This is a genomic window from Burkholderia sp. BCC1985, assembly GCF_905339915.1.
Taxonomy (GTDB): domain Bacteria; phylum Pseudomonadota; class Gammaproteobacteria; order Burkholderiales; family Burkholderiaceae; genus Burkholderia.
Map to the genome: position 1 here is coordinate 1 of NZ_CAJPGY010000037.1, position 17,263 is coordinate 17,263.

The window sequence follows — 17,263 nt, forward strand, 5'->3', positions numbered from 1 at the left end:
AAGGATCAGCTCGCGTCCATCAAGCGCCCACACTTATCGGCTGTTAATTTTTAAAGAGCATGTCTGCGAGGACCCGGAGGTTTTCTCAGCAGCGCTGCGTTTTCAGCAGCAGAGAAGCGAGATTATCAACCGTTTTTTAAAACTCGTCAACAACTTTTTTAACTACTTCGTTGCGACGACTGCGGTTTAATTTCGTATGCACTGGAGTCGATAAAACAGACTTCAACAGCACCGCTTCCCTTCTTCCCCCGCGCCGCGTTTCCGTTAGCGCGAAAGAGGCGTGATTCTAAGCACCTGCCCCGGTCTCCGCAACCCCTTTTGTGAAATATTTTTGACGTGCTAGGCCGGGAGCCGCTGAGCCGCCCTAGTGGTCATATATAAGCGGCACGGCAAGAGCAGCCTCGGTCGCCCGTGAACCGCCCCGCCGCAGCGAACTCAATCTTCTGTCGATTACCGCCCAACCATCGCCCTCACCACGCCGTCCCGTCGAATCAGTCCGTGATACAGCGCCGCCGCGAAGTGCGCGAGGAACGTCAAGAAGAACAGATAGGCCAGCACGCGATGCGCGACCCTGAGCCAGGCGAACGCAACCGGATCAGCCGCAACGATCGCCGGCAACTGCACGCCGCCGCCCAAGGTCACCGGATACCCGCCAGCCGACAGCATCGCCCACCCGATCAGCGGCATCGCCAGCATCAGCGCATACAGCACCAGATGCGACCCATGCGCGGCAATCTTCTGCCACCAAGGCAAATCCTCAGGCAACGCCGGCGGCTTCGACGACAGCCGCACCACGATCCGCACACACACCAGAACCAGCACGGCAATCCCCAGCGGCTTGTGCAACGCCACCAGGAAATCGTGCCGCCCGGAAACCGACGCCACCATTCCTACCCCGATGAACAGCATCGCGAGGATCATCGCGGCCATCACCCAATGCAGCAGCCTCGCCGGCAAGCCAAACGTCGTAGCAGCCTTCATCATCGTCCCTCCGCACTCAATCGCGCCGCGCCAGCCACGCCGGCCTCTTCACTCGTCCTGCGCAGATACGAATCTGCATACGCCGCCGACCGCGCCGCCAGCAACGGATCCCCCGACACCTGAATCCCCTGCGGCAGCACCGTCGGGTCGTAATTCACGTCCCGGCACGGGCCGCTGTCCTGCGGCTCCACGCGATCGAGCACGAGCGTGCCCGCGTCGATCGTCATCCGCTGCGCGGGCCAGGTCTTCGTCGCGTCGTCGACCGGGTCGCCGGGTTCCGCCAGCGTGACCAGCAACTTCCACTTCTGCGCGCCGTCCGCGATGCGCCGCGTCAGGTCCTGCTGCAACACGTTCGGATCCGCGGCCGTCGCGACGTCGCCGGCGCCCGACGTCTGCTCCGGCACGACGCGCCACCGCACCGCCTGGCGCTTGCCGGCCGCGTCGACGAAGTAGAACGCGTTCAGCCCGTAATAGCTTTCGGTGACGTAGCTCGCGCTCGGCTTCGCTCCCTTCACCCAGGCGCGGAACGCAGCCGTCTCCGGATGTGCGCCGAAAAACGCCTTCACCTTCTCCGGATCGGGCTTGCCCGTCGCCGGATCCGGCCGGGTCGCGAGCAGTTGCGCGTAGAACGCCTTCGGCGTCGCCACCGGAAACACCGGCATCGCGTTCATCCCGGTCCGCCATTGCTGGCCGTCCGGTGCGGTGAGCTTCAGCGCGAGGCTGCGGATCGGCACGCTGCTGTCGGGCGCATACGGATTCCCGCCCGGCAGCGCAAAGCGGCCGACCACCGGCGTGCGCACCGCCTTGAAGAACGGCGCGACCGAATACGCGCTCGCGGCGCCGTTGCCTTCGAAATAGCCGGTCACGCACACGCCCTTCGCGTGATTGCGCCGGAAACCCGGATGCTCGCCGCCGGCCGTCTGCAGCGCGTCGACGAGCCGGTGCGGGGTCAGACGCGCCGGCGCGAGCCAGCCGCCGACATACCCGAACGCCACGGCCACGCCGGCCACCGCGCCGCCGATCACGGCCCAGCGCCACCATCCGCGCCCAGGCTCGCGCGGCGGTGAAGAAGAGGATGATTGCTTCATGGATGCACTCCCGATCGTCAGATCATTGTCGAACGCGTGTAGGACGCCACCCGCGCCGCTTTATTCCATGAAGAAATTTTTCGTATGCTGACGGAATAAGCGGCGCCGACCGGCGTCCTACGCGGCATCTCCACGCTTATCGGCTCGCGCCCCCGGCCATGCCCTCAAACGCCCCCGACGACGACGCATTACGCGAACTCATCCCCAGGCTGCGACGCTTCGCGCTCTGGCTGGCACGTGATGTCCATGCGGCCGACGATCTCGTCCAGTCGACGCTCGAGCGTGCGCTGTCGCGCTGGGCGAGCCGCCGCGACGACGCGTCGCTGCGCAGCTGGCTCTTCACGATCCTTTACCGGCAGTTTCTCGACGGCAAACGCAGCGCGAAGCGCTATGCGTGGCTGCTCGGGCGCATTCGCGACGACGACGAAGCGCACTGGCCGTCCGCCGAACGCGAGGTGGCCGCGCGCGCGACGCTCGAAGCGTTCGGCCGTTTGTCCGACGAGCAGCGCAGCCTGCTGCTGCTCGTCGCGGTCGAGGGCTTCACGTATCGGGAAGTCGCCGACCTGCTCGACGTGCCGATCGGCACCGTGATGTCGCGACTCTCCCGCGCCCGCCAGGCGCTGCGCCAGCTCAGCGACGGCGAGCTTCCCGCTCCTTCTCTCCGTTTGATGAAATGAATACGCTCCGTCCCGACGAACACGATCTCCAGGCCTATGTCGACGGCCAGCTCGACGACGATGCGCGCGCCGCGGTCGAGCGATATCTCGCGCTGCATCCGGAGAGTGCGGAACAGGTGAAGCAATGGCAGCAGGATGCGCAGCGGTTGCGGGCCTCGCTCGAAGGCGTGCGGATGCCTGGCGAGAATCCTGCGCTGGATCCGGCGGCAATTCGTGCGAAGCGTGCGGAGCGCTCGCGGGTGCGGTTCGCGATGGCGGCTTCGTTCGTGTTCTGTATCGGGCTCGGGACGTTCGGTGGGTGGCAAGCGCGCGGGTGGAACGCGGCGCCGCCGATTGCGCCGATGAGCGATGCGGTCGAGGCTTACCGGATGATGGTGGTCGATCAAACCGCGAAGGTGGATTTCCGGCCGAACGGTGCGGGCGATTTGCAGGGGTGGCTCACCCGCCGCGTCGGGGCATCGGCGAGGCTGCCGGATTTGAGTGCGGCGGGGTTCAGGCCGGTCGGCGGACGGTTGTTTACGACGGACAGTGGGGCCACGGCCGCGATGGTGCTCTATGAGGACGACGCCGGGCGGACACTGAGCTTCTATCTCCGGCCCGCGGAATCGAAACATCGGCTGCTGCCGGCCGGGCAACGCGTGGATGGGTCGTTGCTGGCGCGGTATGGGTCGGTGAATGGGCTCAACTTCGCGGTGGTCGGGCCTGTGGATAGTCTTGGTGAGCACGCGGTCGTGAGGGCGCTCGATCAGCAGATTTGAGCTGGACGATATGCTGTCCGTTGGTGGCCGTTGTGCGCTGACTGCGGTCCGTCCGATGCGGTTCGACAAGCCTGAAAGCACTCACGTTCACCGTTCGGGGCCACAGCGTTTAAATTCGCTTTCGTGGTGGTTGTCCACACCGCGAACCTCGTCGCGGTGCAATCCCGGATGGGTAGACCCTCTTCGATTCCGACGTCACAGGGTTTGGCATCTTCTGGACGCAGGATATCCACATCGGCCGCAGCGGCTCCGCATGCCGTCTCTGGTTGAATCACTCACCTTCGGACCGCACAGCATTTCGAGTGTCTTTGGGTCGCGATATCCACATCGCCCTCGCCGAGCTGGTACACAGGATTTCGATTCGGCCGCTCACGGGTTGTTCGCATGCGCGTGAGCGCTTCGAATCAATGTGTTCCCGAGGGGGGCACACAGCGTTCCTGATTGTTTTGCGTGCCGGTTGTCCACACGCGACAATCGGGCGCCACGGCCGCACGGACATCACTTGGGCGAGTAAGCCCCGAGAATCTCGCCGGTTTCCGGGGAGATCACGTACTTGATCGACGTCCCGAGCGGGCTTGCATTGCCGAGTCCACGCATGCCGGGAGGCATCTGCGCCACGAAGGTCATGCTGATTACGTGGTCCTCAGGCCCAGGATCCATTCTGGCCGCACTTTCGTCCGTGATGCAGATCCTGACGTTTTTCAGATCCTGCCCGGTCTTTGCAAACTCCTCATAGGCAGCCCTCAGACCGAGCAGCGCCGCGGTATCGAGATCGATGGAACACCGGCCGATGGTCCCGAAATTCAGCTTGGCCATCCGTCCTCCTGAGACATCCCGTTCACCTCACCCTTCTTTCTGCACGGCCATCAATTCCCTTAGGCAATCAGCACACGTTGCCGTCAGTAGTCCGATGGCTGCTTCCATCGACTCGTCGTCGTCAAAGCGGTAGACACCCCCTCCTTCACGCGTACCGCCCAGCTCACGCACTTTCGCCTCTTCGGATTCCAGCATGTAGCCGGGATACTCGATTTCGTGCCGCACGAGCAGCAGCGGGACGATCCGACGGCCGCCCTTCCAGTTGCTGCGGTCGTTGATGAGGTCGGATACGGTCCGCGTCACGAGCTCGCCGCCTACATGTCCGTGGGACGGGCAATTCATCAGCGGCATCGCGTCACCTGTTTCCCCGAATGAAATTGAGACGCACGCGTCAGTTGGTGAAGTGCATCGACCTTGGGCGGGTAAGGAGCTGCTTGGCCTGCGCACCATACGAAGCGCCGCCTCTTCCCGAGTTCGGCTACGCCCGTGTCGTAGTCGCTCAAGATTTCGAAAATCGTCCTGAGGTGGTCAGCTTCCATTACTTCCGGATCGTTAGCCGGCCATGTCTTGATAGCGACTTGGTACGCGTCCGCGAATATCTTGAAGGCATCGCATTTGGCTTTCCAGAGCGCAAGACTGGTCAGCCGTCGAAGCAGCCAGAACATCCTGCGCCGCGTCGTGTCGTCCGTCATGTCGTACGACGATGGCGTGTTCGTCATAAGGGATCCTCGTACAACCGCGCCACATCGGTCATGAGCGCTCGCAACGCGGCCAGCGATATTCGTTACCAGCGTCTCATCGACGGGTACCCTCATCGATCGGATCGAACCTGATGTTGAATCGTCGGCCTTTGAACCGACAACGATCCTGAACCCCGGCGATTCTACAGATACGAGCGTTCGAACTGGTCACCGGCTTCGACGTCGCTTGATCCATCCACCGCACGCAGTGCATATCCTGCCCGGATCACAGTCGACGGACTGTGCTTATCCAAAGGTGTTAACAGAGTTCGTATACATACGTAGTGATAGTTAACAAGCTCGGTGCCTCACAGTGGATAACCTCCGTAACGCCATGAATTTCCAAGACGAATCGGAACGCATAACCACAGGCGATGCACACGCAAAACTCTGTGAAGCACAGAACAACTTTTCGTCGATTCACAGCCGCGCCGACATATCCTCAATCGTTCCACTGTGAATCCAGAGGCTTGTCGGACGGTTATCCAGAGGGGAATGTGGATAACACCACAGCGCATCGACACGTTTTGCTGTGAGGCAAAGTGGTGAAGCCGACGTATCCCGCATCGCCAGGCACCATCGATCGTCGTCGTCCGCACGCCCCGATTCAAAAAATTTTCAAGAAGGGGCTTGCGCACCTCCAAAACCCTCTCTATAATTCGCGGCTTCTTAGGCTCGTAGCTCAGTTGGTTAGAGCACCACCTTGACATGGTGGGGGTCGTTGGTTCGAATCCAATCGAGCCTACCAACGAACAAAATGAAGGGGTCTGGCAGCTCGCATTGCCTACAGGCAATCCGGCTCGCCAACATACAAACGCCACGCGGCAACATCGCGTGGCGTTTTTCTTTTTGCGGTCGAAACTGCGCAGGCATGTGCAGATGCATCGTGTGCGATCCATGCACGACAGGCAGCCGGCAGTGGGTAAAAGCAGGGCGCAGAGCACGAAAAGCGGTCGCAAAGCCCCCGCTCGTTACGCATCAATGCAGATGCTTCAACTTGTCAGGATTCCGCACGACATAGATCGCGACGACCTTCCCGCCCTCGATCTCGAGAGCCGTCGTCTGCAGCTCGCCATCCGCTTCCAGTGTGACGAACCCCGGCAGCCCGTTGATGAACCCCGCGCGCACGAGCTTCGACGCATGCGTGGCGAACAGCTCGGCGAGGTACGCGTGCACCTTCATCACGCGCTCGAAGCCGAACACCGGCTTGCCCGCGGCCGTGCGCTTGCCGCCGCCGTCCGAGTGCAGGCTCACGTCCTCGGCGAGCATCGCGCCGAGCGCGCGCATGTCGCCGCTGCGTGACGCCGCGAAAAACGCCTCGGCCAGTGCGATCCCGCGCTGCTTCTCGACATGAAACCTCGGCCGCGCCTCGCGCACATGCGTGCGCGCCCGCGCGGCGAGCTGCCGGCAGGCGGCCGGGTCACGCTGGATCGTCGTCGCGATCTCGTCGAACCCGAGGCCGAACACGTCGTGCAGCAGGAACGCCGCACGTTCGAGCGGCGACAACCGTTCGAGCGCGAGCATCAGCGGCAGCGTGACGTCCTCCTGTTCATCTTCCTCGACGACCGGCTCGGGCAGCCACGGGCCGATGTAGGTCTCGCGCTGGTGCCGCGCGGACTTCAGCTGGTCGAGGCACATGCGCATCACCATGCGGCGCAGGAACGCCTCGGGCACGCGCACCTCGGTGCGATCGACGTCCATCCAGCGGATGAACGCCTCCTGCACGATGTCCTCGGCGTCCGCGACGGAACCGAGCATCCGGTACGCGACGCGCATCAGCGTCCGACGCAGCGGGTCGAAGCTCGACGCTGCGTCGGCCCGGTCTGCGGCGCTGCCGGCGGCCGGATCGAGGTGGGGCATCACGCCACCATCTTCGCGGCAGCGGCCTTCGCCTCGGCCGGATCGATCCACAGCCCGAAGCCGACGGCCAGCCGGTTCCAGCCGTTGATCACGTTGATCATCACCGTGAGTTTCACCTGTTCCTCCTGGCTGAAGTGGTCGTTCAGCGCCGCATACGCGGCCTCGTGCGCGCCATGGCCTTCTGAAAGCCGCGTGAGCGCGTCGGTCCAGCCGAGCGCCGCGCGTTCGCGGTCGGTGTAGCAGGGCGCTTCACGCCATGCGGCCAGCAGGTTGATGCGTTGCTCGGTCTCGCCTTGCTCGTGCGCCTCGACGGTGTGCATGTTAAGGCAGTTCGCGCACGCGTTGATTTGCGACGCGCGGATCTTGACCAACTCGATCAGTGTCGGCTCGAGGCTCCCGGCAGCGGCGACCGAGACGGCCATCCAGTTCTTCATCAATGCGGGCGCGGCGGCAAACGGATTGAGTTTCGCAGTCATGGTTCCTTCTCCTTTCGTGTGGGTTCCGGCGATATGACGAGCGAGCCCTGCGCCCCTGTGACATCGACGCAAAAAAATTTTCAAAAACGGGGAAGCGCGCGGAGGGCAGAGCGGTTGAACGGCGGTGTCGTGGTCCGCGACACCGACGCGCGGACCCGTGCCGATTTCAATTCCATGGCGCCGCTCCCATGGCGAACCCGTGTCATCCGATCTTTCATGACGCCGGCGTGGATGTCATGAGGCGTCGGCATGGAGAACCCGCGGGCATACACATTGCGTTCACCCTCCGAGCCGCCGTCATGACGGGCATCGACGGTTCGTCACGCCGCCGCCCCGCGCATGATCGATGCTTTCATTTTTCTTTCGCGCTCGTTTCACCCGAAATCCGATTCGCGACCTTCACATTTCTGGCCCATACTGTTCTGCACGGGCAGATGAAGTCACGCCGTACCAGCGGCCCGGCGCGCGCGCCGGCTGCCCGACGACGCAGCAATGAAGGTCGCACGTCAGCCGCGCGCATCCGAGCGCAAGGCTTTCCTTTTTCCGGCAACGCAACGCAGCGAATCGCGACGTGAACGGTAAACCGATGAGCCTCCTTGCATCCCAGCTTCAGCGCCGTTACCAGGACGTGCGCGCCCATAGCATCGCGTTGACCGCGACGCTGTCCGCCGAAGACCAAGCCGTGCAGTCGATGCCCGACGCGAGTCCGGTGAAATGGCATCTCGCGCATACGACCTGGTTTTTCGAAACCGTCGTACTGATGCGTCGCGTGCGCGGCTACGCGCCGTTCGACGACGCGTTCCAGTTCCTCTTCAATTCCTATTACGAAGCACTCGGCCCGCGCCATCCGCGGCCGCAGCGCGGGCTGCTCATGCGTCCGTCGCTCGATGAGGTGCACGCGTACCGGCAGTACGTCGACGATGCGATGCTGCGCGCGCTCGACGGTGCCGATCCGGCGTTGCTCGCCACGATCGCGCCCGAGATCGAGCTCGGCCTGCATCACGAACAGCAGCATCAGGAACTGATCGTCACGGACATGCTGCATGCGTTCTCGTGCAACCCGCTGAAGCCCGCGTTCCGGCCGCGCAGCGGCGCCGATGTGCACGCCGGGCACGCCGCCCTGTCCGCGGGCGACGCCGGCCCGTTGCGCTGGCTGCATCAGCCGGGCGGGCTCGTCGAGATCGGCCACGATGGCGCCGCGTTCTCGTTCGACAACGAACGGCCGCGCCATACCGCGCTCGTGCGTCCGTGCGAGATCGCGAACCGTCTCGTGACGAATGCTGAATTCGCGGCCTTCATCGCGGACGGCGGCTATGCACGCCCCGAATACTGGCTGTCCGACGGCTGGGCGACGGTGCAGCGGGAAGGGTGGCAAGGGCCCGCGTACTGGATTCCCGGCGACGACGGTGATCCGGCAGCCGCACACGCCTGGCGCGCGTTCGGCCTGCACGGCGTCGAGCCACTCGCGCCCGATGCGCCCGTGTGTCACGTGAGCTTCTACGAGGCGGCGGCGTATGCAGAATGGGCCGGCGCACGCCTGCCGACCGAATTCGAATGGGAGGCCGCGTTCGGCGCGGATGGCATCGCGCAGATGCTCGGGCACGTATGGCAGTGGACGCGTTCGTCCTACGAGCCGTATCCGGGCTTTCGGCCGCTCGCGGGCGTCGCTGCGGAATACAACGGCAAGTTCATGGTCGGCCAGCAAGTCCTGCGCGGCAGCAGCATCGCGACCCCGCCGGGGCACGAACGGCCGACGTACCGCAATTTCTTTCCGCCGGCCGCGCGCTGGCAATTCACGGGAGTGCGACTTGCGCGAGACGTCTGATCTGACGGCCACGAGCGGTGGCCTGCAACCCGCCCGCGATGCGCGGCCGAGCGCGTTCGAGCGCGACCTGATCGACGGGCTGTCGCGCACGCCGCGCAGCATTCCGCCGAAATACTTCTACGATGCGGCCGGCTCCGCGCTGTTCGATCGCATCTGCGAACTGCCGGAGTATTACCCGACGCGGACCGAACTCGGGATCCTGCGCGATCGCGCGGCCGAGATCGTGCGGCGCGTCGGCCCGCATGCGGACATCGTCGAATTCGGCGCGGGCTCGCTCGAGAAGATCCGCGTGCTGCTCGACGCGTGCGCGGACAACTATGCGAACGCGCCGGCGCGCTACGTGCCGATCGACATCTCGGCCGACTACCTGCACGGCGCGGCCGCGCGACTGCGTGCCGCGTATCCGTGGCTCGACGTCGCGCCGCTCGCGGCCGACTACACGAAGGCCGAGCAGCTCGCCGAGCTGACCGGCACGCCACGCCGGCGCATCGGCTTCTTTCCCGGCTCGACGATCGGCAACTTCTCGCCGGAGGAAGCCGATACGTTCCTGCGCGACGCCGCGCGGCTGTTGCGCGGCGGCGGCCTGCTGGTCGGTGCGGATCTCGTGAAGGACGAACGCACGCTGCATCACGCGTACAACGACGCGCAGGGCGTGACCGCCCAGTTCAACCTGAACCTGCTCGCCCGCGCGAACGCGGAGCTCGGCGCGGATTTCGATCTCGACGCGTTCTCGCATTGCGCGTTCTACGACCGTGAGCGGCAGCGCATCGAGATGCATCTCGTCAGCGATATCGCGCAGACGGTGCACGTGCGCGGCCACGCGTTCCGCTTCGAGGCCGGCGAACGCATCCACACGGAAAACTCGCACAAGTTCACGATAGACGGCTTCCAGGCGATCGCGCGGCGGGCGGGCTTCGAGCCCGACACCGTGTGGACCGACGCGGACCACCTGTTCAGCGTGCACTGGTTGCGCAGCGTCGACGATATCCGCGCGTAACGTCGTCGCGAGTCGTCGCGATCCGCTCACGCGGCGTGCGCGCGGGACGCGTGCGATTTGCGTCGCCGGCCCGCGCGCCGGCAAGATTTCCCGACTTTCCCGATTCGATGCGTCGTTGCAACGGCGTGTCGAATCGCTCGTCACCCTTGTCCCGCAAGGCTTCGCGCCCCTCCGTAAACGTCCGTTACCGGTCTCGCACACCGGTTTCACCTGTGTCCGCCCGTGGTGCCTAGACTCCGAACCGTAGTCACATGACGCACGACACGTGCAGGGAGTCGCGAAATGAGCAAGAAACTTATCCTCGGTGCAGTTCTCGGCGTAGCGGCGCTGGCAGCTTCGGGCGTCGCATCGGCCCACGTCGACCTGTCGGTCGGCATCGGTGTGCCGGGCGTCTATGCGGCGCCGGCGCCGGTCTACGTCGCGCCGCCGCCGGTGACGTACGCGCCGGTTGGCTACTATCGCGATGACGACTGGCGTGAGCGTCAATGGCGCGAACACGAATGGCGCCGTCGCGAATGGCGCGAGCACGAGTGGCGCGAGCGCGGCTGGCGTGACGGCGACGGCTGGCGCGGCCGCTGGAACTGAACCGGGCAACCGTTTCACGAGGACACTGAGCACGACGACGAGAGGAGCGTGATCGCATGATGCGCATTCGACACATCAGGTATAGCGCGGCGGCTGCCGTCGTCGCGCTTGCAACGATCGGCAGCGCGCACGCGGCGGGCTGCATGAAGGGCGCGGTGGTGGGCGGCGTCGCCGGCCACTACGCGGGACATCACGCCGTGGTCGGCGCGGTCGGCGGCTGTATCGTGGGCCGCCACATGGCGAAGAAACACGAGCAGGAACTGGCCGCGCAGCGCAAGGCCGCAGCGCAGGGCGTGCAGCCGGCGCAGTAAGCGTAGCCGCCGGCGGAACGGTGCGATCGCGCCGTCTCCGCCTTTCATTTTCCTTGTTGGGTGGCGGCCGGCCGGCCGGTTCATCAAGCGTGCCGAACGGCGGCGAACGAATCTGACGAAAACGCGCCGCGCGCGCCGTTACGATCATTTACAACGCCGCGCCGCACGAAGCGCGCGCGTACCTAGAATGCAGTCACTCGAACGCGCTCCAGGGAGCAAACAATGAAAACGCAACGATATCTGTCCGTGCTCGCAGCTGCGCTGCTCGCACTCGGCGCCGTTTCCGCGCAGGCGGCGGGCGGCGGCAATGGGGGTGGTGGCGGTGGTGGCAACGGCGGCGGCCATGGTGCCGGCGGGATGGGCGGCATGGGTGCCAATGCGGGCGGCATGTCCGCCGGCCACATGAGCGGTGAAGCGCTGAGCAACTCGAACGGCATGCACGCGGGCGACCGCGACAAGGGCCTGTCGCGCGCAGCCGATCGCTCCGATTCGATCGCCGATCGTGCCGGCGCGCAGCCGGGCAGCGGTCACGGGCGCTCGCACGGGCACACCGCGCATGCATCGAAGTCCACGCGCCACGCGCATCGGAACGCATTCGGCCACACGCTGTAAGCGCGGCGCACGCATGCGGAACAAGGGCGTTTCGGCGCCCTTTTTCATTGCCAGCGGACCAAGGGGCGCCGCGGTGTGTCGCGTTGCTCGTCGCGCATCGACCCCGATTTGCAACCAGCCGTAACCGCACGCACGAACGCGCCAGAATACGAACCGCTTTCACGCGAATGACAGGTGGATTCGCTCTCCCATACGCGAGCATCGCAGCAGCGCCGCGGCCCGCGCCATGAAAAAAGGGCGGCTCGTCGCCGCCCTTCGTTTCAGCGTCCCGCGCTCGCCAGCGGCGCGACGGCTGCAACAGGCCCGAACAACGCGTCGGCCTGCCTGACGCGCACGAACCGCGCGGCCGCTCCGCCGTCCACCAGCGCCCGGAAATGTGCTTCGCCGCACGCGAGCTTCGCGCGCTCGTGCTCGCTCGTCACGTCGCCGTCGGCATTCGGCGTATCGACGACGAAGTACAGCCGCTCGCCGCCATCCTGCTCCGCGAGCACCGCCCAGTCGGGGTGATAGCTGCCGAGCGGCGTCGGCACGCGGAACCATGCGGGCAGCTTCGCGTACAGCTTCACGCCGTCGTGCGCTTCCAGCGCATCGGCGAACGCGCGCTCGGCGTCGGTCTCGCACACGACGGCCTCGTGGATCGACTTCCGCGCATCCGGCCGCAGGTTGCGCAGATAACCAGTCAGCGCCTCGCTCTCGAACGACTCGAGCGCATGCACGTGGCGCTCGCCGAGCTTCCGGTACGCGATGCCGGCAACCAGCGCGAGCCGCTTGCAGCGGTTGATCGCATCGGCGGCCAGCGCGATGAACTGCTGCGGATTCACGCGGAAATCGTCGAGCCGGCCGCTGTCGGCCAGGATCGTCGCGAGCGAGCGGCGCGTGAGCTGCGTGCGGTCCTGCAGTTCGGTGAGCAGGTCGGGTAGCGGCAGCTCGCCTTCGTCGATCAGCACCGTGCCGGCGCCGGCCACCTCGATCGCCTCGATGCCGGCCTTGCCGATGTCGATCTCGGCCTTGCGCCACTGCAGCCGCGCGCGCGCGATGTCCGGCGCGTCGCGCAGCGCAGCCGTGCAGTCGCGCACGAGCTTCGCGTTGTCGAACTCGACGCTGTACACGGTGCGATGGCGGATACGGTCCCACAACGCGCGGAAGTCGTCGCCGAACACGACGGCCTTGCCCGACGCGTCGCGCCGCAACGCGATCGCGCGCCGCTCGTCCGCGTTGCGCACCGCGAAGCGGCCCGACAGCTTGCGCAGCGTCGCGACGATCGGCGCGCGCAGCGTCTCGAACGCCGCGGGCAGCACGAGCGCGCTCTGTCGCAGCGCGTCCTTCAGCCGGTCGAGCACCTTGCCCTGCGCGTCGACGTAGCCCTGCTCGTGCAGATGGGTCCACAGCACGCGCGACAGCTCGATGCCGAGCGCATGCGCGGGCCCGTCGCCTTCCTGCACCGGCAGCGCCGCGAACTGGTGTTCCTCGACGATCCCGAAACGGATGCCCGTATCGGCCTCGATTTCCTTCTGCAGGTTCTCCGCGAACGACTCGTAGCGCTCGGTCGCGATCACGGTGAGCGTGTTCACGCCCGGATCGCGCACGCGTTCGCCGTCCTGGTCGACGGCGAGGCGCAGCCCGCGGCCGAGCGTCTGGCGACGCTCGCGTTCGGTCTGGATGTCGCGCAGCGTGCAGATCTGGAACACGTTCGGGTTGTCCCAGCCTTCCTTCAGCGCCGAGTGCGAGAAGATGAACTTCAGCGGCGTGTCGAACGACAGCAGCGCTTCCTTCTCGCGCATGATGAGGCCGTACGCGCGCTCCGCGTTCTCGCGGGCCGCGGCGCTGCTTTCGCTCGTGTCGGTCCAGCCGCCCTTGCGGTCGATCGAGAAGTAGCCGTTGTGCGCGCGCTCGACTTCGAGCGCGACGTCGACGCCGTCGAACAGCGCACGGTAGGCCGGCACGCGCGCCGCGCGCGCATATTCCTCTTCGAAGATCAGCGCGTAGTCGCCCTTCACCGGCATCCCGTGCTCGTCGTAGCGGCGATAGCGTTCGACCGAATCGACGAAGAACAGCGACAGCACCTTCACGCCGCGCTCGGCCAGGCGCAATTCCTTGTCGAGATGCTCGCGGATCGTGCGGCGGATCATCTCGCGCTGCACGGCGAGCGTGTCGATGTCGCCGAACGCCTCGCCGAGCGACAGGAACGCCTCGCCTTCCGGATGGCGCAGCTCGACGTACTCGGCGCCCTTCACCGCATGCACTTCGCCGATCCGCAGCCCCGCGTACAGCGCGCGCCTGGTCAGGCGTTCGAGGTCGTCGCCGTCGGTCGCCGTCACGATCTGGCGCTTCACGCCGGCCGCCGTCGCGACGTCGAGCTCGACGCGCGCGCTGATCGCGCCGCGCCGGTTCGACACGCCGACGAGCCGCACGTAAGGCTTGTTGTGCGCATCCTCGACGATCGCCGACGCGATCTCGATCTGCTTGACGAGCTTGCGTTCGTACGCGTCGACCGCATCGAGCCGGTACACCATGTGGTGACGATCGACGTGCGTGGCCGAATAGCGCAGCGTGCAGAGCGGCGCCATCGCGGCGAGCGCTTCGCGCCCGCGCCCCTCGAGCCCGCCGTCGACGCTCTGCGGCTCGTCGACGATCACGATCGGCCGCGTCGCGCGGATCAGGTCGATCGGCTTCTCGCCGCCGGTCTTCTCGCTGTCTTTATAGAGGTTGTTGATCTCTTTCTTGTTGATCGCGGCGACCGTCATCACCATGATCTGGATCGCCGCGCTCGCCGCGAAGTGGCGCACCTGGCCGAGCTTCGCGGAGTCGTACAGGAAGTAGTCGTACGGCACGCCCGCGTACAGCGCGCGGAAATGATCCTCGGTGATCGAGAGCGTCTTGTGCACGCCTTCCTTGATCGCGATCGACGGCACGACGATCACGAACTTCGTGAAGCCGTAGCGGCGGTTCAGCTCGAAGATCGTGCGCAGGTACACATAGGTCTTGCCGGTGCCGGTTTCCATCTCGACGGTGAAGTCGCGCGAGCCGGGCTGGCCGGACGGCGGCAGCCCGCCGCGCAACTGGACGTCGGCGAGGTTGCGCGCGAGCGCGTCGTCGGTCAGCGACAGCCGGTTGCCGACGCCTTGCTCCGACACCGCGAAACCGAGCGAGCCTTGCGCCGCGGCCGTCGTGCCGGGCGCGGCGTTCGCGAGCACGCTGAAGTCGCCGCGATACGATTCCTGGCCGCGAAACAGGTCGCAGACGGCGTCGATCGCCTCGCGCTGGTAGTCGAGATCCGCTTCGAAATGCAGCCGCATCACAGGCTCCGCACGCGCTTCACGCCGTGCTGTTCGAGCAGCGCGGCGAGATTGAGCTTCGCGACGTCGTCGACGAAGCCGCTGTCGCGGAACAGGCACGTGACGTCGCGCGTGGCACCCGTCGCGTCGAGCAGCTCGACGATGCCGTCGGCGAGCGGGCCCGCGTCGTCGCGCGCGATGCGCGCGTCGAAGCACGCGACGATCGAGCGGCCGATCAGGTGCACCGTCTTGCCCGCGACCGGGTGATGCTCGACCGGCGTGCACAGATCGAGGCCGAGCTTCAACGTGAGTTCGGCGAGCAGGTCGTCCTCGCTGCGGCCGGTCTTCACGTGCTCGACGGACGCGAACAGCGCGTGGTCGAAGTCGTCGCGGCGCGGATCCCATTCGATCACGTTGGTCGTATCGAGCCGGTACGCGCGGAAACCGAGGTCGCCATAGCTTTCCGGGTAGTCGCGCGCGACCTGCTGCGCGGCGCGGCGCAGGCGTTCCTTCGTGATTTCCGCGAGCGTCAGCGGCTTCTTCAGCTTCGCGCAGAAATCGGCGGCTGCGAGCTGCGTCTTGTCGCGGCGGTCGAGCGCCTCGGGCAACTGCACGAGGATGTAGCGGCGCGCGCCGCCGTCGGTCGCGTTCACCTGCATCACCGCGTGGCCGGTCGAGCCGGAGCCGGCGAAGCAGTCGAGCACGATGTCGTCGCCGCGCGTGCACCAGCCGATCACGGCCGCCGCGAAATCGACCGGCTTCGGCTGGTCGAACGGGATGCCGAGCGTCTTCAGCAGCGCGTCGTCGGAGCCGGCGAACGGCAGCACCGACGGCACGTTCTCGTACATGTTCTCGTCGAGGTAGTAGATCCGCTGCGGCTGCGTGGTTTCATCCGGACCGAATTCGATCTGGCCGCGCTCGATCAGCGCCTGCATCGTCGCGGGCGGGTTGCGCCAGCCGCGCGCCGGCATCGCGCACGGCTTGCCGGTGACCGGGTGGATCAGCGGCGTGAAATACTCGTCCGGCGCCTTCTTCTTGTTCGGCCACGCCATCGACACGAGGCGATACACGCGCCCGTCGGCCGACAGCCGGTCGTACATCACCTCGCCGCCGGACAGGTTGGTCTGCGCCTTCATCCACGCGCGGTAGGCCTTCTGCGCGTCCTTCGCGTTGCCGCTGCGGTACACCGCGTCGTGCGCGGCATCCAGCATGCGCTGCGCGTTGCGCTTCGGGCGCTTCAGCGGCGCCTGCTCGAGCAGCGTCTCGGCGTTGCGCGCGAACAGCACCAGCGATTCGTGCTGGTACGCGACGCCGCGCGCATCGCCCTTCGGGTTGCGCTTGTCCCACACGGCGACGCCGAGCTCGTTCTCCTCGCCGAAGATCTCGCGCAGCATCAGCACGAGCGCATGCACCTCGTGCTCGTCGATGTGCACGGCGATCAGCCCTTCGTCGGACAGCAGCGCGTGCGCGAGCTTCAGGCGCGGATACATCATGTTCAGCCAGTCGGTGTGGAACCGGCCGTTCGCCTCGGTGTTGGTGCTGCGCTTCACGCCGCCTTCGGTCTGGCCCGTCATCGCCAGGTAGTGGCGGATGCTGTCGCTGAAGTCGTCCGGATAGACGAAATCGCTGCCGGTGTTGTACGGCGGGTCGATGTAGACGAGCTTTACCTTGCCCGCGTAGCTCTTGTGCAGCAGCTTCATCACGTCGAGGTTGTCGCCCTCGATCACGAGGTGGCGCGTGTCGTCCCATGCGACGCTGTCGGCAGGGCACGGACGCAGCGTGCCCGTCGACGGCGTGAGCGCGGCCTGGCGCGCGCTGCGCTTGCCGTGCCAGTGGAAGCCGTAGCGCTCGTCGGCGTCGCCGACGGTGCGCTCGCCGACCAGCGCCTTGAGCACGTCGACGTCGACCGACGCGCCGTTCGGGCCTTCGGTCACGAGTTCGGGGAACAGCGCCTTCAGGCGCGCGACGTTGTCGGCGGTGAAATCCGTCGACATCGCCTGCGGGCTCGCCGCATCGAGTTTCTGCATCGTTTTTTCCATCGGAGCCCGGCCGCGTGCGCCAGGACGTCGGGCGCACTCACGGCTCCGGCGGCAATGGCCACCCGGGCAAACCCGAAACGCTAGCGAGTCGGTCGGCGCAGGTCAAGCACCGATGTGAGGGCATCGTGCGCGCATCGGCCGCGATCGCCCGTCCGACGGGCCGCAAGCGGCTTCGGGCCGGTCGTCGCGGCGGCGGCCGACCGGCGTTCCCCGGGGGCGCTGC

Annotated in this window: 17 protein-coding genes, 1 tRNA gene and 1 pseudogene; 10 read left to right on the forward strand and 9 right to left on the reverse strand. The window is 66.0% G+C overall.

Features of this window, described 5'->3' with window-relative positions; genetic code table 11:
* A partial coding sequence (locus tag U4Z31_RS28365) for a hypothetical protein (protein WP_321812067.1) occupies nucleotides 1-190 on the forward strand: 190 nt, incomplete at its 5' end.
* A 260-nt stretch (nucleotides 191-450) separates the two neighbouring features.
* Here the strand turns inward: U4Z31_RS28365 and U4Z31_RS28370 are convergent.
* Both U4Z31_RS28370 and U4Z31_RS28375 read right to left on the reverse strand, forming a co-directional pair.
* Entirely contained in the window at nucleotides 451-984 is a 534-nt protein-coding gene (locus tag U4Z31_RS28370) for a cytochrome b (RefSeq protein WP_321807217.1), read from the reverse strand.
* Nucleotides 981-2,069, reverse strand: coding sequence for a catalase family peroxidase (locus U4Z31_RS28375; RefSeq protein WP_321812068.1), 1,089 nt, complete (start codon nucleotides 2,067-2,069; stop codon nucleotides 981-983). The genes U4Z31_RS28370 and U4Z31_RS28375 overlap by 4 nt, the downstream gene beginning before the upstream one ends.
* Before the next feature lie 158 nt (nucleotides 2,070-2,227).
* Here U4Z31_RS28375 and U4Z31_RS28380 point away from each other — a divergent pair, with 158 nt between their 5' ends.
* The gene (locus U4Z31_RS28380) at nucleotides 2,228-2,746 is read left to right on the forward strand and encodes a sigma-70 family RNA polymerase sigma factor (protein WP_124520413.1); all 519 of its coding nucleotides are present in this window, start codon (nucleotides 2,228-2,230) and stop codon (nucleotides 2,744-2,746) included.
* The gene (locus U4Z31_RS28385) at nucleotides 2,743-3,504 is read left to right on the forward strand and encodes an anti-sigma factor (RefSeq protein WP_321812069.1); all 762 of its coding nucleotides are present in this window, start codon (nucleotides 2,743-2,745) and stop codon (nucleotides 3,502-3,504) included. The genes U4Z31_RS28380 and U4Z31_RS28385 overlap by 4 nt, the downstream gene beginning before the upstream one ends.
* Nucleotides 3,505-4,002: 498 nt before the next feature.
* On the opposite strand, the gene U4Z31_RS28390 is transcribed toward U4Z31_RS28385, so the two are convergent.
* The 3 genes and pseudogenes from U4Z31_RS28390 to U4Z31_RS28400 form a co-directional block, all read right to left on the reverse strand.
* A complete protein-coding gene (locus U4Z31_RS28390; RefSeq protein WP_321812070.1) occupies nucleotides 4,003-4,320 on the reverse strand; it encodes a hypothetical protein in 318 nt (105 codons plus the stop codon).
* Nucleotides 4,321-4,347: 27 nt separating this feature from the next.
* Entirely contained in the window at nucleotides 4,348-4,671 is a 324-nt protein-coding gene (locus U4Z31_RS28395) for a hypothetical protein (RefSeq protein ID WP_321812071.1), read from the reverse strand.
* Between the two features lie 23 nt (nucleotides 4,672-4,694).
* Nucleotides 4,695-5,039, reverse strand: a pseudogene (locus U4Z31_RS28400) (Imm71 family immunity protein); the annotation flags it as partial.
* A gap of 692 nt (nucleotides 5,040-5,731) precedes the next feature.
* Between U4Z31_RS28400 and U4Z31_RS28405 the strand changes: the two are divergent.
* Nucleotides 5,732-5,808 (forward strand) — tRNA-Val (locus tag U4Z31_RS28405).
* A 230-nt stretch (nucleotides 5,809-6,038) separates the two neighbouring features.
* On the opposite strand, the gene U4Z31_RS28410 is transcribed toward U4Z31_RS28405, so the two are convergent.
* Together U4Z31_RS28410 and U4Z31_RS28415 are read right to left on the reverse strand one after the other, a co-directional pair.
* Nucleotides 6,039-6,920 (reverse strand): sigma-70 family RNA polymerase sigma factor, encoded by an 882-nt coding sequence (locus U4Z31_RS28410; protein ID WP_321812072.1) that lies wholly within the window; start codon nucleotides 6,918-6,920, stop codon nucleotides 6,039-6,041.
* Nucleotides 6,920-7,396: a carboxymuconolactone decarboxylase family protein gene (locus U4Z31_RS28415; protein ID WP_321812073.1), complete on the reverse strand. Its 477-nt coding sequence runs from the start codon at nucleotides 7,394-7,396 to the stop codon at nucleotides 6,920-6,922. Before U4Z31_RS28415 ends, U4Z31_RS28410 begins: the two co-directional genes overlap by 1 nt.
* A gap of 299 nt (nucleotides 7,397-7,695) precedes the next feature.
* On the opposite strand from U4Z31_RS28415, the gene U4Z31_RS28420 reads away from it, so the two are divergent.
* The 6 genes from U4Z31_RS28420 (at nucleotide 7,696) to U4Z31_RS28445 (ending at nucleotide 11,726) form a co-directional block, all read left to right on the forward strand.
* Entirely contained in the window at nucleotides 7,696-7,971 is a 276-nt protein-coding gene (locus tag U4Z31_RS28420; RefSeq protein ID WP_321812074.1) for a hypothetical protein, read from the forward strand.
* A gap of 11 nt (nucleotides 7,972-7,982) precedes the next feature.
* Entirely contained in the window at nucleotides 7,983-9,221 is a 1,239-nt protein-coding gene (gene egtB / locus U4Z31_RS28425) for an ergothioneine biosynthesis protein EgtB (protein WP_321812075.1), read from the forward strand.
* Nucleotides 9,205-10,218, forward strand: coding sequence for an L-histidine N(alpha)-methyltransferase (egtD, locus tag U4Z31_RS28430; RefSeq protein WP_321812076.1), 1,014 nt, complete (start codon nucleotides 9,205-9,207; stop codon nucleotides 10,216-10,218). Before egtB ends, egtD begins: the two co-directional genes overlap by 17 nt.
* A 282-nt stretch (nucleotides 10,219-10,500) precedes the next feature.
* A complete protein-coding gene (locus U4Z31_RS28435; protein WP_044845179.1) occupies nucleotides 10,501-10,803 on the forward strand; it encodes a hypothetical protein in 303 nt (100 codons plus the stop codon).
* A 56-nt stretch (nucleotides 10,804-10,859) separates the two neighbouring features.
* Complete coding sequence (locus U4Z31_RS28440; RefSeq protein ID WP_321812077.1) at nucleotides 10,860-11,114, forward strand: hypothetical protein; 255 nt, start codon at nucleotides 10,860-10,862, stop codon at nucleotides 11,112-11,114.
* 222 nt (nucleotides 11,115-11,336) lie between these two features.
* Nucleotides 11,337-11,726, forward strand: a complete 390-nt coding sequence (locus U4Z31_RS28445; RefSeq protein WP_124667511.1) for a hypothetical protein — start codon at nucleotides 11,337-11,339, stop codon at nucleotides 11,724-11,726.
* Nucleotides 11,727-11,986: 260 nt separating this feature from the next.
* Here U4Z31_RS28445 and U4Z31_RS28450 read toward each other — a convergent pair whose 3' ends face one another.
* Both U4Z31_RS28450 and U4Z31_RS28455 read right to left on the reverse strand, forming a co-directional pair.
* Complete coding sequence (locus U4Z31_RS28450; protein ID WP_321812078.1) at nucleotides 11,987-15,022, reverse strand: type III restriction-modification system endonuclease; 3,036 nt, start codon at nucleotides 15,020-15,022, stop codon at nucleotides 11,987-11,989.
* Complete coding sequence (locus U4Z31_RS28455) at nucleotides 15,022-17,040, reverse strand: site-specific DNA-methyltransferase (RefSeq protein WP_321812079.1); 2,019 nt, start codon at nucleotides 17,038-17,040, stop codon at nucleotides 15,022-15,024. The genes U4Z31_RS28450 and U4Z31_RS28455 overlap by 1 nt, the downstream gene beginning before the upstream one ends.
* Nucleotides 17,041-17,263 lie beyond the last annotated feature (223 nt).

What these genes read in the sequence shown, in the direction of transcription:
- egtB (WP_321812075.1), top strand. Translation starts at nt 7,983, where the DNA reads ATGAGCCTCCTTGCATCCCAGCTTCAGCGCCGTTACCAGGACGTGCGC.
- U4Z31_RS28410 (WP_321812072.1), bottom strand. Translation starts at nt 6,920, where the DNA reads ATGCCCCACCTCGATCCGGCCGCCGGCAGCGCCGCAGACCGGGCCGAC.
- U4Z31_RS28455 (WP_321812079.1), bottom strand. Translation starts at nt 17,040, where the DNA reads ATGGAAAAAACGATGCAGAAACTCGATGCGGCGAGCCCGCAGGCGATG.
- U4Z31_RS28390 (WP_321812070.1), bottom strand. Translation starts at nt 4,320, where the DNA reads ATGGCCAAGCTGAATTTCGGGACCATCGGCCGGTGTTCCATCGATCTC.
- U4Z31_RS28380 (WP_124520413.1), top strand. Translation starts at nt 2,228, where the DNA reads ATGCCCTCAAACGCCCCCGACGACGACGCATTACGCGAACTCATCCCC.
- U4Z31_RS28420 (WP_321812074.1), top strand. Translation starts at nt 7,696, where the DNA reads ATGACGGGCATCGACGGTTCGTCACGCCGCCGCCCCGCGCATGATCGA.
- U4Z31_RS28415 (WP_321812073.1), bottom strand. Translation starts at nt 7,396, where the DNA reads ATGACTGCGAAACTCAATCCGTTTGCCGCCGCGCCCGCATTGATGAAG.
- U4Z31_RS28370 (WP_321807217.1), bottom strand. Translation starts at nt 984, where the DNA reads ATGATGAAGGCTGCTACGACGTTTGGCTTGCCGGCGAGGCTGCTGCAT.
- U4Z31_RS28375 (WP_321812068.1), bottom strand. Translation starts at nt 2,069, where the DNA reads ATGAAGCAATCATCCTCTTCTTCACCGCCGCGCGAGCCTGGGCGCGGA.
- U4Z31_RS28445 (WP_124667511.1), top strand. Translation starts at nt 11,337, where the DNA reads ATGAAAACGCAACGATATCTGTCCGTGCTCGCAGCTGCGCTGCTCGCA.
- U4Z31_RS28440 (WP_321812077.1), top strand. Translation starts at nt 10,860, where the DNA reads ATGATGCGCATTCGACACATCAGGTATAGCGCGGCGGCTGCCGTCGTC.
- U4Z31_RS28385 (WP_321812069.1), top strand. Translation starts at nt 2,743, where the DNA reads ATGAATACGCTCCGTCCCGACGAACACGATCTCCAGGCCTATGTCGAC.
- U4Z31_RS28435 (WP_044845179.1), top strand. Translation starts at nt 10,501, where the DNA reads ATGAGCAAGAAACTTATCCTCGGTGCAGTTCTCGGCGTAGCGGCGCTG.
- U4Z31_RS28395 (WP_321812071.1), bottom strand. Translation starts at nt 4,671, where the DNA reads ATGCCGCTGATGAATTGCCCGTCCCACGGACATGTAGGCGGCGAGCTC.
- U4Z31_RS28450 (WP_321812078.1), bottom strand. Translation starts at nt 15,022, where the DNA reads ATGCGGCTGCATTTCGAAGCGGATCTCGACTACCAGCGCGAGGCGATC.